Raw genomic sequence first — 16,175 nt, forward strand, 5'->3', positions numbered from 1 at the left:
ATCAATACAATTATGAAAACATTGATCCAAACAATTGTTTCAGTTCTAATCTTAACAAACCTAACATCATGCAAAAAAGATGATGACACCCCTTTAACAACTTGTGAAGACAAAGTTATAATAAGTGCCAGTGAATACCTCAATGCTCCAGATCATCACCTAACAATCAACAACATCGAAATCAAAGGGGATTGTCTGGTAATTGATTTCGGCTCAAGCGGGTGCGATGGAAGCACTTGGGTTTTGAAATTGATCGATTCAGATGTTATGATCGAAACCTACCCTCCAATAAGAAATCTACGGCTATCCCTGAAAAACGAAGAGGTATGTGATGCATACTTCACCAAAGAGGTATCGTATGACATCAGCAAGCTGCAAGTTGATGGCGATAAAGTCATACTCAACATTAAGGGGTTTGATGGACTGGTGTGGTATGAGTATTAATTTAAATGGGCATGATTGATAAATATAATATAAGCAATACAATCTCATAGCTATCATACATCAGCAAAATTTCACCGGAAAATAATACTTAGTTTTTTTATTGACACAGCCAAAAATCACAGGTAACTTTGTCATTTTATATGTCATTTTAACATCTGAATTATAGCCTATTATGATTTTAAACTCTCATATTCGGCAGACTTTATTCCTAAGAAACTTAATGCTGTTGGGGGTATTTACTACAATGAACTTTTGCAGTTTGGATGATGATCTTGTTAAAGAAGTAAAACCATTTCAAGTAAAACTAATTAATGAATATAAATTAGATAAAGTCGGCTGCTATTATAACAATATGCCCTATTATAATGCTTATACCAAGACAAGAATCCGGGTTAAGTCATATTCAGGGACACTAGAGTTAAAGAGTGATGAAAGATACTTTCTTCAGTATTCAGTTACATTAGGTCTGTATGACAAAGCTGAGTTTATGGAAGTAATATATTCTGAAAAATTCGAAGATGAAGGTAAATATTCATTTGATTCTAAGTTTATTGAGGGAAGTTTCACTAATCCAACTGGTCATTCTGGAAACATTCATTTCAATACCTCAAAAGAACACCACCAAGATTGGAGTGTTAAATACCGTACTTCATTTCAAAAATCCGATCTACCTATGATACTTATTATGGATTCTTTCAATAGGAGTCCAGAGGGAGTTCATTATCTAGAATGGATTGAAATTGAGAAATAATGATATCAAAGAACTTATTATCAGTAATACTTGCCATTATTATCTTACTCAATGGATGCTCAGGTTATAAGGAAGTTATAAAATCTGAAAATAGTATGCGTAATGCCAAAGAAGTGTATCTCTACTTTAATAAAAACTACTATAAACTTCATGAAATTATTGACTTTGAAACATATTATTCAGCCAAAGCAATTAAAATTGATAAGCTAACGCCACAATGGAAAAACCTTACGATTTATTCATATGACATGACAATTGTTGAACGAACAGACAACCTATTATCTATAAAAATTAATAAAACCGGGATTTATAAATATTCCAAAACACTCAAGGATGCAGACAAGACAATTTCAATTATAGGAACGATTATTATTGTAGCAATTATTATCACGGCAATAGTTGCGAATGAGGTCAATAACATGGAGGTTAATCCATTAAATAGATAAGTAATGATTGAACCAATCTACAGCGAATTCGATTTATCACCCGTAATTAATGTCTTAAACGAGCAAATTCATGAAATCGAATTCCGATTAATAAATAATGATACCGACCGTAAAGCTAGTCGTGAAAAGCTTAGGGGAAGGATTGAAGGTATTAAGAGGGGGATTGGGGAGGTAAAAAGGTTTGCTCAAAACACATCACACTTCTTGAATTAACACCCTTGATTTCAAAGCGTCAATGTCGTAACTTTCATCTTGATACCAGATATTATAGAACTTAAACAAAATATCATGAAACGATGTGGTTTATTCATTTTAAGCGCTGTATTAGCAATTGTATTTTCCTGCCAAACCCAAGAAGGTAAAGACCAATACTGTAAATCATCAGATGGTGTAAAAATCTGTTACACCGAATATGGTCAAGGTGAAGAATTAATCGTACTCATACATGGATGGTCATGTGATAAATCATACTGGAGTAAACAGGTTGATTACTTTAAACAAGAATATCATGTTGTAACTATTGATCTTGGTGGTCACGGAAAATCTGGATTAAATAGAGATAACTGGACAATGTCAGCTTATGGGGATGATATTAACTCGGTGCTTAAAAAAATGGACTTTCAAAAAGCGTACTTAGCTGGTCACTCAATGGGTTCAGATGTTATCTTGGAAGCAGCTAATAAATGGGGTGAGAATAATATTGAACTGTTTTTAGTGGACAGATTTAATGATACTCCAATGCCATGGATAGGTGAAAGCTTTGATAATTTTTTACAGCCATTCAAAGATGATTTTGTAACTGCTTCCTCACAATGGATAAAACAGGTAATGTTCGTGCCAGAATCTGATCCTGAATTAATTGAGTGGATAGCTAAAGATATGTCACAAGCTGATCCAAAAGTAGCATTATCGGCAATGGAGAACTTATTTAGTAACGATTACACTCCAATTATCAATCAATTAAAACAAAGGCATATACCAATGACATTAATTAATTCCGATTACCAACCATTAAAAATTGATAATCTTCAGAAGGTAGGCTTTGAAGTTGTTACTATGTCAGACTGTGGTCATTTTGTAATGATGGAGCAACCAGAAACTTTCAATAATATACTAAAGGGGATGATTGAAAAATATGATGAATCGGACTTAATTGTAGAGTGATGAACAAAACTATCAAATATGCATCAGGACACAAATGTGAAAGCATAGTTTTTGTCTATTCAGGTATGCATCGCTTCTTAATTAGAAACCAGTTACCTAAATTTTATTGACATTTGGTATAGGCAGCTTTAAATTTGACATTTATTCATCATATGAAAATTATCAGCTATACTATAGCCATATTTTTGATATTTGAATCTTGTAATAAAGATGTCGAAATTGTAGATGAGTCAAAACCTTTTTATTTTCATTACAAAACGGGATTATTTTGGGTCGAACTTACATTTCATGACAATTATTATAATAGCTTTCAATTTCCGATAGAAGGGCATCGATTTAGTATACCCAAAGGAGAAATAACAATTGATTCGGTTGGCAATTATTATTTAAACTATAAGTTTGAATTGCTATATGATCATGGGTATGGAATTCCTAAAGATACGTTAGAAAAATTTACATTAAATGAGAAGGGAACATTTACTTTTACTAAGAATTATCATCAGCGTGACAAGAGTAACTGGAATAGTTCAGATTACTTCACTGGAGTAATATATTTTAATCCAGATAATAGTTCAACATCATGGAGTAGTTCTTATTACAGTAGTCGTTACAATTTTGATTTAAACAATACACCTATCCGAGATGGTGAACTCAAAACACACTGGAGGTAATGAATTTCAATTAAAATAATCAGTTTAATAGAATACTCTAATTGACTTCTTCTGTAAAATAAGAAGAAGGTAAGTTTACATATTGACCTTCTCCCAAAACGTAGAGTTTTAATAGGACTGTAAATAGTCACCAGACCAATTTTAAGCACAAATAAAGGCACTATTGAAGCAAATAAAGTGCAATACCAGAATACTATTACAAAGTCATATTTGACCCCATAGGTGCTGAGAAAATGATTGCCCTAGTATTGCCAAATGAGAAGAGTAGTCAACCTCTACAAAAATTTGTAGTCACGGTAGATCATGTGGAATCCATAACTGGTATTGACTTCTTTTCAGGTCTTGAGGATTCGATTGAAAATCAACTGGAAGCTAGTTCCGATGCTTCATTGTGGACGTTTACTTCCCATAAATCAACCTACAAAACCGAGAGTTCGAATGAACCAACAAGTAAGCAATGTCTTGGGGTTAGGTGCAAGAATAAGACTACCAATGCAAATGGACATTGTCACGTGCACCAAGGGCAAGCATCGGGTGCGGTTAAAAAGATTGAAACAAAAACCACTCATAGCGGTCGATGTCAGGCAACCACTCAAAAGGGGACGCAGTGTAAAAGAAATGCTTCATCGGAGAGTCGATATCGCTGGCAGCATCAATAACGGATAATTAACATTACAAATTTCTCATTTTCGATATTTAAAAAGGGTGATAACATTCTGTTATCACCCTTTGTATTTAATTGGTTTTGAAGTCATACCAACACTTCCCCATAGATTGAAGTTACATCTTTCTCTTCAGCAAACACCGTACATCTAACTAAATCGTCCTCATATCGGTCTAGCATTTCCGGTTCACCATCCAACCTTTCATATTCGCCATTCTCGAACGTTTTTAAGGCTTCCAATATCATTTTCTTAATATTGTCATCCACGACATAGATGTATGGTGAAATGGTCTTATTTTCCCTCTTGTTGATGTAAACCTTCTTACCTCTCAATAATACCATGTCAAATGAATATTCTTCATCTTCTTTGACCTTTACTGCTGAATATTGAAGTGTAAATTGTGAACGTAGTTCTGTGCCATTTAACGTGGTTGGCTTAATTTGGGGGTGGTGGATAATATAAAATTGACGGGGTCTGGCTAGGTTTGTTATTATTTCTATTGGGGTCATAGAGTTGGGTTTAATTTGGGGTTGGTGGTGTGGCTACAATATTTTTTTCATATCAATAAACTCATAAAACAACTTTTTATTTGCATCACACCATACACCATTAATCTTACCTACATCTCTTTGCTTTATAACATCCTTTACATATCCTACCGCTTTTAATGGGTATTTAACTATGTCATAGTACTTAATATGGGGACGAAGTGAGGTAGTAGTTGCAATGAGAAGATTACGAATTTCTCATTTCAACTTCAACACGCACATTATCAGGCAACGCATCTTTAATTATATTATTCTTCAGTAAATAATCAATAACATCATCACGAAGAAGTTCTCCCGCATCAATTTCACCCTTCTTTAGAGGAACTTCCAAAATGAATTCATTATTTTCCTTATTATATATCCTAATTATTATTTCCTTTTTCTTTTTCATGTGTATTATCTTTAAAATAATGACTCCCAATCACATCCTTAGTAACCTGAATGTAATGCTCCATACTAACCAAATCGTTACCTACTACCTCTGCAATTATATGTATGGGAATACCCTTATTTAAACTATGAGTAATAAAAATTCTTTTTGCGATATGACTACTCATCCATTTATATAAAGGTCTTTTGTCCTCTTTACGTTTATTACCTTGCTTTCTTTTCTTTATATAGGGTTCATCCAAATTGGCTTCCTTCCCAATTATTTTCAGCTTAGCATTAAAACCAACGATACTAATTTTAGGTAGGTTATAATTATACTTTTCAAGAATTAGTCTAGCCTTCTTTATTATTGGCACATTTACGTCATTTCCAGTTTTTTCTTGATTTACACTCCAAAAGTTATCTTTTATTTCAGACTTGCTTAAACACTGAATATCTTTAAACCTCTGACCAGTATAACAAGCAAACAAGAATAAATCCTTAACCTTTTTCAAACCCGCATCCTCCAAAGTAAGATTTTCAACAATTACCAGTTGTGCTTCTGTTAAAATAGTATTATTTCTATGATTGATCACATTTGGCGGATCAAATTTTAACGTAGTATGATCAGAATCAAATTTACGAATCACACTCTTAACTACCCTTACTTTCTCCTTTATAGTTGAATTTAGACGCCCATTATCCAGAAAGTACTCAACAAACTCGTCAAAATGATGGTTATTCCATTTATGAATATCAATGCGACTCAGATTACATTTCTTTAAAGCTTCTAAACAGCTTTTAATATTAAGCAATCGCACATCGGTAAGTTTATTCCGATAGTCATACAAATGATTATCAAATAACACTTCAATGGTGTCTTTCTCAACATATGATATTTTAGCCTTTGTTATATCTTTAACAACAACATCACCTAATTTATCAACAATCGTTTGTGTTGGATAATATTCCAAATAAATATTTTCTATATTCTCAAGAATAATATTGATGTCACCTTTAAAGTGTTTTAAACTTTCTATTTCAGGAGTACGGTTAATAATCTTCTGACATTCAATCTGAATAACATCTAATACTTTGTTGAAGGTTGAGTTTTTTATGTAACTTCTATTCTTTTGTTTGTCCCAATTATCAAATGTTATTCTTAGATTTGGGATAACAAACTGAAGACGTTCACCAGAATGGTTAATTTTTAAGCTAATACGGCTATCTAATTTTTCTGGCTTACGGGTATCTTTTAAATTAAATTTTATGCTACTCATTATTCATAAGTCTATGGGAACAAATATAACAAAACTGGGAACAAAAACAGTTAAATGTTCCCAATTGAAAATATTTCACCTTTATTAATCAGATTGTTACTATTAATTTATATTTTTGATAAAATTATAAAACCATTTTATAAATCATTCAGATATGCTTAAGAATATTTTCCTACTGATTTCGCTAGCTCTTGTTTTTAGCTCATGCATTGTTTCAAAAAAGAAGTACGATGCTCTATTAATTGAAAAGAATCAGTTGGCTGACTATCTATCGGACAAGACCAAGGAGAACAAAGAGCTGGAAGGCAATCTGAACCAAGCAATTTCAGATTTCGAACTAATGAAAAACGATTTTGGAAAGAGCAACTCTTTACGTTCCGATGAAATTGCAGACTTGATGATTAAAGTTACAAAGCTCGAAGATGAGAGCATTGCTCTTAATACTAAGTTTAACGAAACCTTAGGCAAGTTTAAAGCCAAAGAGAAAGCGGGCTATTTAGCTGAAGAGGATTTAAAAAATTCTCAACGCATGATATCAGCATTGAAAAGAGATACGGCAAGCCTGCATTACTCTATACAAATGGCTAAAGACAGAAGCAGTAAACTACAAGAAGAACTTATGGCTTCGAAGAAGAAGTTAAGCGAAACGGGTTTGGCAAAGGTTGACTTGGAGAAAGAACTTGAAAATCAGACCAAGTCGATAAAAAACATGGAACAAAAGCTAATTAAAAGCCAGCAAAATATTTCAGAAGTATCAAAACTATTTATTGAGCTTCGCAAAGAACTACTAACAGCTAAATCGAACAATCAACCATTAGATCCCAATAAAAACAGCAACATCAATAAGATAGCCAAGCAACTAGGACATTATTAGAAATACATCAAACTTAAAATAGTAACCGTTACAATCATATATAAGATGGTTAGTGGAAATCCAATTTTAAAGAAATCCTTAAAATTATAGCCTCCAGGCCCATATACCATCAAATTGGTTTGATAACCAATGGGAGTAATAAAATTGGCCGCTGCTGCAAAAGAAACAACTAATACAAAAGGCATTGGATCGAATCCAAGATTTTTAGCGGCTGTAACAGAAATTGGAAATAAGATGGCGACGGCAGCCTTGTTTGTAATGTAAGCTGCCAATACAGAGGTAATAAGGTATATTCCTATCAATAAGGAAACCCTGCCAAAAGGTAGAAAAACAGAAATAACAAAATTAGCAATCATATCCGCCACTCCCGTTTTCATCATGGCTGTACCCAATGCTAGAGAGAGAGCTATGATTACACCTAAATTATAATCAATACTCTTAGGCAAATCCTTTGCCGACACTACCTTCAGCAAATTGATCATTGCCAAAACAATTAATAAACCAAGGAAGAGTGGTACCAATTTTACAGCAGCTAAGAAAATAGCCAACAAGGTGCCTCCAAATAAGGCCCAAATCTTGTATCGCTCCGGTTTACGCAATTCTTTCACACGAGATATCACATAGAAGTCGATCTGATTTTGAATGTGTGAAGTAAAATTATCACCAGCTAACAACAACAGTACATCACCCGCTTTTAATTTCAAATCATCTATAGCACCTTTAATTCGTTCTCCATTTCGATGAACTGCGAGTAATGCAGAATCATAATTACCTCTAAAATAAATATCTTTTACCTGTTTAGATATCAAGGAGCTATTGTGCGATATCACTATTTCAACAATTTGTGATCGTTTCAACTTCGACATCATCCCCACCGACGGCACAACCAGATCACTGGTATCGGCTAAAAGTCGAGCAATATTAGTATGATCGCCAGCAAAGCGCAATAAATCACCCTCCTCCAAAACAAAATTACCTTCACGAATTTGAAAGATCTCTTTTCCACGACAAATCTCCACAACCAGCAATCCATATTTACCTTTAATATCAACGTCTTTAAGCACCTTTCCAATTAAACTCGACTGGTTCCTAACTTCCGCTTCAACAAGGTAAGTTCGTTCCGACTCCTTAAAAACGTCAATTACCGTAGTCCGATTTGGCAACAACCTGTAACTAAAGAAATACAAATACAAGAATCCAAGAATTAACATAGGGAAACCCACCCAAAAGAAATCAAACATCTCCAATTGCCTCATACCTGGAATGATGTCCTGATCATTTACCATACCACCTACAATTAAGTTGGTAGACGTTCCAATTAAAGTAACACAACCGCCAAGAATAGCAGCATACGATAAGGGAATTAATAATTTGGATGATGGTACATTATTACGCTTACTCCACTGGTGTACATAGGGCATCATAACCGCAACCAAAGGTGTATTATTCAAGAATGCTGAAAAACCACCAACCCATAGCATCATTCGGAGTAAAAAGCTCTTATACGTGGATGAAACAGGAAAAATACGTGCAAAGAATATTTCAATAACGGATGTTTGCCGAATGGCATCCCCCAAGAGTAATAACATAATAATGACCGCAACCTGTTCATTTGCAAATCCCGCCAGAATCTCCGAAGGTGTTAAGATTCCAAACACACCCAATGTCATTACTGCTATAAAAAATGTAAATGCCGCCCCCATCAATTCCTTGTATAAGGAAATCAATATGAAAGCAATCACCACAAAAACTATAATAACATCAAAATGCTGCATGTGTATGGGGTCAAATAATATGCTTATTTTTGTCAATTGCTTAAACAAACGCAAGCCAAGCAAAAATATGAATTAATAATGAATATTCGAATTTTAGTGAGATTACATGAGCGTTTGTTATTTATCCAGCATTGTTAGACACATTTATGAAACGAGCCATGAGAATTGCTTCACACACATGTGCATGATTTATTTTGGCAAGTTCCATGTGGCAACAAAGAACAAAATACAAACACATGAATCGAAAAATAGAATTATTAGCTCCAGCAAAAAACCTCGAATGCGGCGTTACAGCCATTAATCATGGTGCAGATGCTGTATATATTGGTGGTCCAGGTTTTGGCGCAAGAAAACAAGCCGGTAATTCCGTTGAAGATATAGAAGAACTAATCAAACATGCTCATCTCTTTAATAGCAAAGTATATATTGCCATTAATACTGTGCTGTACGATAAAGAATTGAAAACGGCGCAGGAGTTGATTCATCAAATGTATCAGATCGGAGCCGATGCCATTATTATTCAGGATATGGGTCTATTAGAAATGGAACTACCTCCCATTCCAATTCATGCAAGTACACAAACCGATAATCGAACAGTAGAAAAAGTCAAATTTCTGGAAGAAGTTGGGTTTGATCAAGTGGTTCTTGCCCGTGAATTAAGTTTAAATCAAATAAATAAGATAAGCTCAAAAACAAATGTACCATTAGAATACTTCATACATGGTGCACTTTGCGTTTGCTACAGTGGCCAATGCTATATGAGTGCAGCTATTAATGGGCGCAGCGCAAACCGTGGCGAATGCGCCCAACCTTGTCGATTAAAATATTCATTAAAAGACAAAAACGGCAAACTTATTTATAAAGACAAACACCTTTTATCATTAAAAGACCTGAATCAAACAAAAAATTTAGAACACATTATAGATGCCGGAATAACATCGTTTAAAATTGAAGGGCGCTTAAAAGATAAAGACTATGTTGCCAATATAACAGCTCATTACCGCCAGCAGCTAGACCAAATTATTGACAAAAGAAGTGACTTGGTAAAAGCCTCAAGCGGCAGAAGTATAAGTAAATTCAGTCCCGAACCACAAAAAAGCTTTAATCGTGGGTTTACTCATTATTATTTAAATGAAAGAAGTGATAAACCTTGGTCGATTCACACCCCTAAGGCTTTGGGAGAAAAGGTAGGGCGCATAACGCATATTGAAAATAAACATTTCGAAATAGATACAAACTTAACTCTTCACAATGGTGATGGGCTTTGCTTCTTAAATAAAAAAAAGCAATTATCTGGTTTCAATATCAATACAGTTAATGGAAAACAAATAGTTCCAAACCAAATGAATGGTTTATCAAAAGGTCTTGAACTATACAGGAATCACGACATTAGTTTTCAGCAAGAAATAAATAAAAACCAAACGGTACGCAAAATTAACATAGACCTCTCGCTAGTTGAAACTAACAAAGAGCTAACTCTCAACTTATGTGACTCTGATGGCCTTATCAGTTCCAACACACTAGATATTTCAGATGCAGAATTGGCGAAGGATGCAAACAAAACATTAACTCAAATAGAGAAACAATTATCAAAATTTGGCAACACACCTTTTGAAGTAAATAATCTTAGTATCGAATTCGACAACACTTGGTTCGTACCAATGTCGCAGCTCAATCATCTTAGACGAGAATTATGCGAACAACACATCTCAAAGCGCATTCGATTATACAAAAGAACAGAAAGAGCAATAAGTCCTAACAACATTCCTTTTCCAACAAAAAAAGTGGACTTTAAAGCAAACATCACAAATCAAAAGGCTAAAGAATTTTACGAGCGACACGGCGTTACATTAAGTGATTGGGGGTATGAAAAATCAGCCCCTCACTCTTCTATTGAAGTAATGAGTACCAAGCATTGCATACTATACATGGAAGGCAAATGCTTAAAAGAACACCCGGAAGCCAAAGGTTTACTTCCTCTCACACTATTTAATGAGAAAGACAGTTACCATCTCGCCTTTGATTGTCAAGCGTGTGAAATGAAAATAATAAAGGCATAAAAAAGGCCGATTTCCAAAGATAGAAACCGGCCACTATTTTATTCAGACAATCAACTTTTTCACCAATCTAAACTAACTTGAACGCCAGCTTTCATCCATCTTCCAGGTTGTGGAACATTTCCTAAATCATAATAATGCGTATCAAATAAATTATTAGCATCAATAAATACTTTGTATTTCTTCTCACTCCATTGCAAACGAAGATCGGTTAACCAGAATGGCTTATAATCTACAATATCCATTGATGGGTATGATTCATAAGAACCTTGCCTATCCTGATATATTGTCTTTACCGATAAACTTAACTTCTGAAACACACTCACATTTAGGCCAAGTGTCACTTTATTCTTTAGATAATCAAGCAAATAGACAGATTCATAATCCGCAGGCACATCCCCATTAGCTTGATCAAGATATGAATAACCTACTTCAAAATAATTTAATAGAATATCGCCAAATAATGCATCAAAGTCTAAACGGCCATCAACCTGAAAACCAAACGTATTAATATCAGATAAGTTTCTTGGTGTATATGTTGCTTCACCACCAGCTTTACCCCAATCAATTACATTGTCTGCTTTTCGGAGATACATACTAGTTTGACCAGTTATCCAACTCCTTGATAACCTAAGGCCTCCTTCATATGTCCATGCCTCACCTGGCTTTAACTCAGGATCCCCTTCTGCAATAGGACCATCGTAAAACAAATCAGTAAAAGTAGGTAAATTCAAAGCTTTATTAGCACTAGCAAAAACTTTAACATTATCATTAAACCAATAACTGGCATCAATACCTGGGAAAAAATCAACTTTAAATCCTAATGATGAATTCCAATTCATTAATACTCCTGCGGAAACAGAAAAACGATTATAAGTGTAAACATGCTCAATGAAAGATGAGGCATTATTTCGGTGATATGATTTGTCGAACTGTGCATCATGTCCTGGCACATCAATTGGGTTTGCCATTAAATTACCCAAATTATTACTCCAGACATTTTCTCCACGCATCTCTCCACCCAAAGAGGTAGTTCCTAAAAACCAAGGCATCGAAGCATTAACACTTGCTCCATAAACATCAGTTAAGTGATGATTATCATAGAAGCTTGGGTCCTCTTTTTTAAGCATATAACGATCTTGATGTCTTCTCCAGTATAATTTAGGCGAAACCTTAACAATAGATCCTGCCGTTAAAGCGACAGAAGCAAATGTTGTTTTATTTGTCTCGAATTGATTAGGAAAACTTGCTGGATAAAAAGAATTGGCTCCGAATTCCTTTTTGCTTTGTCCTAGCTGAAAATCAAGCTTCTCATGTCCAAAATCTAATTGACCTTGGTAAAATAAACTATGACCTTTAAAGTCAGTATTATGGATATAGCCATCGCTTGAGGCAATATCAGCAGCTACATAACTTTTTAATATACCAGTGTTAATGGTAGAATTGGCAGCAACATTGTAGAGCCCATGTTCGCCTGCCATGGCATTTACGGTAAGATTATCATTCTTTTTTGAGCCAGTCACAAAATTTATGGCTCCACTAAAAGCTCCTGGCCCATATACACGAGCACCAGGTCCTTCCAATATTTCAACACGCTCAATGCTTTGCATGCTGACGGGTAGATTTAAACTAAGGTGACCTGTTTGCGGATCAGTAACATTAATGCCATTAAACAGAATCATCACCTGGTCGAATGAGCCGCCTCGAATACTCACGTCGGCCTGAATACCTAGCGGGCCACGTTGGCGAACATCTACATTTAAAGCATAACGTAACAAATCCTGAACGCTATGCACTGGCAGGGATTCAATCTCCTTTCTGGAAATAACATGTAGAACGCGTCCCACCTCGGAGTAAACCGCTGGCGAACGACGAGCCGAAACCTCGACCTCCTCAAGATTTATTTTCTTATTTATCGAAGCAGTATCCGTTTGTGCAAAAGTTTGCTTCATACCAAACAAGCAAAAATAAGCCGCCATTAAAGTTCCTATTTTCAGCACTCGGTTTAAACTATTGAATATGGCATAGTTGTTGCCTTTCCACTGCTTAAAACACATCACATTCACACTAAAAAAATTATTCTTTTTCATCATTAAAAAATTAAAATTATAAGAAGCCGCAAAGGTAAAAAAAAAGGAAAGCTGCACATGGTTATTAACCGTTAATTAGAGACTTATTCTACGACATTAAACCATGCCAGTGTTCTTTGCATTCAACTCGTTTAAGGATTATTTTAAAACCCCTTTATTTTTGATTAAATTAGCCTGCTATAACTGGTAAGAAACATGATACACACAACACATAATTCACTGATTTCCATATTAACCTTTCTTTTTATATGCATTGGGGCAAGCGGGCAAGAATATTCAAAGAATGAAAATGGCTATGGCATCAAAGAAAAAATAGAGATTGAAGCGGATGGAATTAAGCTGCTGGAATTAAAAAATCAACACGGAAATATTACAATTGAAGGTTGGGACAAAGAAAATATTGAAATACATACACTGATCAATGTTAACTCACCAGGACCAAATGGAGCCGAAGAAGTGCTTGATTTTATTTCTATTCAACGTGCCCAACTAGGAGAAAAATTAATATTTCGCACTCAATTTGATGAAGAGTTTTTCTCAAATTACCCATTCAACATCGAATACCACATTAAACTGCCAAGTCGATTAAACCTAAAAATTAAAAATAAACTTGGTGATATAATCATTCAAAACATTCTTGGCCAAATCATTCTTGATCAATCATATGGCCGTTTACATTTGCTTCAATCAAATAATTTAATTCAGCACGAACTTAAATTGAATTTTATTGAAGCTTTGGTTGAAAAAACAAACGCTGTTAATGGCACTTTTTCGAATTGTACTTTTAGTGCAGACAGCTTAATTCAACTCGATGCTGAGAGTGAATATTCGATGCTAACAATAGAAAATAGCGCAAGAGCAGATATTAAATCATTTACAGACAGAATACAACTCAACAATTGCGACAGTGCAACAGTACAGGGTAAGCAGTTAATCGCTCAATGCACAAATTTAAATAGCTACGGCCATTTTGAGATAAATAATGGCTTGCTAAATATCGACCTAAAAGAAAGTATTAAGCAATTAACGGTTTCAAATCAAAATGTCAACACAAGCATTAAAGTACCTGGCTCTTTAAGCTATCATTTAAATGGAGAAGTTACTAGTGGTAATTTTTCCCATCCCAATGCATCGTTGCTACGATTAATTAAAGAATACGATAAATTATCATTTTCCGGAAAAATTGGCAGCGACGAAATAGTCACTTCTGAGTTTATCTTATTTAACGAACATTCCGATTTAAACATTCAAAACAAATAACTATGTCAGCAGCCGACCATATTTTTAAGTTAAGAAGTTATATGGGCTCACTAGGAGTTGATGCCTATATTATTCCGAGCAGCGATCCACATTTAAGTGAATATATTGCAGACCACTGGAAGTTTAGAGATTGGCTTTCGGGCTTTACTGGCTCGGCAGGCACTTTAGTTGTTACAATGGAAGGTGCTGGTTTATGGACTGATTCACGCTATTTTCTTCAAGCCGAAACACAGCTGGACGAAGCTGAGATCACCTTATTTAAAATGGGGGAAGCTGACACGCCGGATTATAAAGATTGGCTAAGCGTGGAATTACACTCAGGAAGTGTTGTTGGCATTAACGGTAAAATGATAACCGTAAATGCTTATCGCGAATTGGCCAAAACACTAAAAAAAGTTGACATACGTCTGGATGGCAGACTTTCACTTGAAGATGAAGTTTGGGAAGGACGCCCTCCAATTCCGGAAGATGGTATTTTTGAATTAGAAACTAAATATTGTGGTGTCAGTCGAAAAGAGAAAATCCAATTCATAAGAAAGTTGATGAAGGAAAAAGGCGCTACACATTATGTGATTGCGGCTTTAGACGAGATTGCCTGGTTCTTAAATTTCAGAGGAACTGATGTCTCATTCAACCCTGTTTTCCATTCCTATCTGATCATAACTGAAAATCAGATTAATCTGTTTATTGATCCACATAAATTAACTTCTACCTTAGGTAAACAGCTAACTAGCGAGGGAATTAAAATATTCTTATACAACGATTTTTATGCCTTCATAAAAGACATGTTACAAGATTCAATAATTCTTGTAGATCCAAATCGTGTTAACAGTTCTGTTTTCAGTCACCTCCCATCGCAAGCTGCAAAAATTGAAGAAGAGAGTTTGATAAACCAATTAAAAGCCATTAAAAATCCTACGGAAATAGATAACATTCGTAAGGCAATGGTTAAAGATGGGGTGGCTGTAGTGCAGTTCCTTCACTGGTTAGATAGCGCTATTGGTAAAGAATATATTGATGAGTATTCTGCAGCAAAGAAACTGAAATCATTTAGAAAGCAACAAGAAAACTATCAAGGCGATTCGTTTAATTCCATAAGTGGTTATGCCGGCAATGGCGCTATTGTTCACTATTCTGTTGAAAAAGATTCGGCAGCAGAACTTAAACCTCAAGGATTTTATCTGATTGATTCAGGCGGTCAATACCTCGAAGGAACAACTGATATTACTCGCACAATAGCACTTGGCGAATTAAGTTCGGATGAAAAGAAAGATTTCACGCTAGTATTAAAAGGACATATAGCCCTCGACAAAGCAACTTTCCCACAAGGCACACGTGGTGTTCATTTAGATATTTTAGCTCGTCAGGCACTTTGGAGTCAAGGCTTAAATTATGGACATGGCACCGGACATGGTGTTGGCCACTTCTTGAATGTGCATGAAGGCCCACAAAGCATTCGTCCACAAGACAATGGAGTTGAGTTGAAGGCGGGCATGATTACTTCGAATGAACCAGGGATTTATCGAGAGGGCAAACATGGAATTCGTATCGAAAACCTTATTCTTTGCAATAAGGCCTTAAGAAGCGAATTCGGTAATTTCATGAATTTCGAAACACTTACACTTTGTCCTATTGACTTAAATGCCGTTGATACAAACCTACTTACTGATGAGGAGAAGATCTGGTTAAACGATTATCATTCAAAAGTGAGAGATTTGCTAGAACAGCAACTTGAAGGTGATGTAAAAGAATGGTTAAAATTAAAAACTCAATCCATCTAA

Annotated in this window: 16 protein-coding genes; 11 read left to right on the forward strand and 5 right to left on the reverse strand. The window is 35.0% G+C overall.

The features are described from left to right. The first annotated feature begins 12 nt into the window (after nt 1-12). From ACRD7B_RS10535 to ACRD7B_RS10565, 7 genes are all read left to right on the forward strand, one after another. Nucleotides 13-444, forward strand: coding sequence for a hypothetical protein (locus tag ACRD7B_RS10535; RefSeq protein WP_430824512.1), 432 nt, complete (start codon nt 13-15; stop codon nt 442-444). 487 nt (nt 445-931) lie between these two features. Continuing rightward, nucleotides 932-1,195, forward strand: a complete 264-nt coding sequence (locus ACRD7B_RS10540) for a hypothetical protein (RefSeq protein ID WP_430824513.1) — start codon at nt 932-934, stop codon at nt 1,193-1,195. Further along, nucleotides 1,195-1,641, forward strand: a complete 447-nt coding sequence (locus ACRD7B_RS10545) for a hypothetical protein (RefSeq protein WP_430824514.1) — start codon at nt 1,195-1,197, stop codon at nt 1,639-1,641. The genes ACRD7B_RS10540 and ACRD7B_RS10545 overlap by 1 nt, the downstream gene beginning before the upstream one ends. A gap of 3 nt (nt 1,642-1,644) precedes the next feature. Next, nucleotides 1,645-1,854, forward strand: a complete 210-nt coding sequence (locus ACRD7B_RS10550; protein ID WP_430824515.1) for a hypothetical protein — start codon at nt 1,645-1,647, stop codon at nt 1,852-1,854. A gap of 75 nt (nt 1,855-1,929) precedes the next feature. Further along, on the forward strand, nt 1,930-2,805 hold the full coding sequence (locus ACRD7B_RS10555; protein ID WP_430824516.1) for an alpha/beta fold hydrolase: 876 nt from the start codon (nt 1,930-1,932) through the stop codon (nt 2,803-2,805). A 152-nt stretch (nt 2,806-2,957) separates the two neighbouring features. Further along, nucleotides 2,958-3,476, forward strand: coding sequence for a hypothetical protein (locus tag ACRD7B_RS10560; protein WP_430824517.1), 519 nt, complete (start codon nt 2,958-2,960; stop codon nt 3,474-3,476). A gap of 182 nt (nt 3,477-3,658) precedes the next feature. Further along, nucleotides 3,659-4,135 carry a DNA/RNA non-specific endonuclease gene (locus tag ACRD7B_RS10565; protein WP_430824566.1) on the forward strand — a complete coding sequence of 159 codons (477 nt, stop codon included), beginning with the start codon at nt 3,659-3,661 and terminating at the stop codon, nt 4,133-4,135. Between the two features lie 92 nt (nt 4,136-4,227). Here the strand turns inward: ACRD7B_RS10565 and ACRD7B_RS10570 are convergent, their stop codons facing one another. From ACRD7B_RS10570 to ACRD7B_RS10580, 3 genes are all read right to left on the reverse strand, one after another. Further along, nucleotides 4,228-4,650: a hypothetical protein gene (locus ACRD7B_RS10570; protein ID WP_430824519.1), complete on the reverse strand. Its 423-nt coding sequence runs from the start codon at nt 4,648-4,650 to the stop codon at nt 4,228-4,230. Between the two features lie 226 nt (nt 4,651-4,876). Beyond that, nucleotides 4,877-5,080 carry a hypothetical protein gene (locus ACRD7B_RS10575; RefSeq protein ID WP_430824520.1) on the reverse strand — a complete coding sequence of 68 codons (204 nt, stop codon included), beginning with the start codon at nt 5,078-5,080 and terminating at the stop codon, nt 4,877-4,879. Further along, nucleotides 5,052-6,338, reverse strand: coding sequence for a tyrosine-type recombinase/integrase (locus ACRD7B_RS10580; RefSeq protein WP_430824521.1), 1,287 nt, complete (start codon nt 6,336-6,338; stop codon nt 5,052-5,054). The genes ACRD7B_RS10575 and ACRD7B_RS10580 overlap by 29 nt, the downstream gene beginning before the upstream one ends. Nucleotides 6,339-6,492: 154 nt before the next feature. On the opposite strand from ACRD7B_RS10580, the gene ACRD7B_RS10585 reads away from it, so the two are divergent. Further along, nucleotides 6,493-7,212 (forward strand): hypothetical protein, encoded by a 720-nt coding sequence (locus tag ACRD7B_RS10585; RefSeq protein ID WP_430824522.1) that lies wholly within the window; start codon nt 6,493-6,495, stop codon nt 7,210-7,212. On the opposite strand, the gene ACRD7B_RS10590 is transcribed toward ACRD7B_RS10585, so the two are convergent. Continuing rightward, nucleotides 7,209-8,987, reverse strand: a complete 1,779-nt coding sequence (locus ACRD7B_RS10590; RefSeq protein ID WP_430824523.1) for an SLC13 family permease — start codon at nt 8,985-8,987, stop codon at nt 7,209-7,211. The two genes, ACRD7B_RS10585 and ACRD7B_RS10590, sit on opposite strands and share 4 nt — an antisense overlap. A gap of 236 nt (nt 8,988-9,223) precedes the next feature. Between ACRD7B_RS10590 and ACRD7B_RS10595 the strand changes: the two genes are divergently transcribed. Further along, nucleotides 9,224-11,047: a peptidase U32 family protein gene (locus tag ACRD7B_RS10595; RefSeq protein ID WP_430824524.1), complete on the forward strand. Its 1,824-nt coding sequence runs from the start codon at nt 9,224-9,226 to the stop codon at nt 11,045-11,047. Between the two features lie 59 nt (nt 11,048-11,106). Here ACRD7B_RS10595 and ACRD7B_RS10600 read toward each other — a convergent pair whose 3' ends face one another. Further along, entirely contained in the window at nt 11,107-13,134 is a 2,028-nt protein-coding gene (locus tag ACRD7B_RS10600; RefSeq protein ID WP_430824525.1) for a TonB-dependent receptor, read from the reverse strand. 195 nt (nt 13,135-13,329) lie between these two features. Between ACRD7B_RS10600 and ACRD7B_RS10605 the strand changes: the two genes are divergently transcribed. Together ACRD7B_RS10605 and ACRD7B_RS10610 are read left to right on the forward strand one after the other, a co-directional pair. Then, on the forward strand, nt 13,330-14,394 hold the full coding sequence (locus ACRD7B_RS10605; protein WP_430824526.1) for a hypothetical protein: 1,065 nt from the start codon (nt 13,330-13,332) through the stop codon (nt 14,392-14,394). Between the two features lie 2 nt (nt 14,395-14,396). Further along, nucleotides 14,397-16,175 (forward strand): aminopeptidase P family protein, encoded by a 1,779-nt coding sequence (locus tag ACRD7B_RS10610; protein ID WP_430824527.1) that lies wholly within the window; start codon nt 14,397-14,399, stop codon nt 16,173-16,175.

It is taken from the genome of Carboxylicivirga fragile (assembly GCF_050589805.1).
Lineage (GTDB): Bacteria > Bacteroidota > Bacteroidia > Bacteroidales > Marinilabiliaceae > Carboxylicivirga > Carboxylicivirga fragile.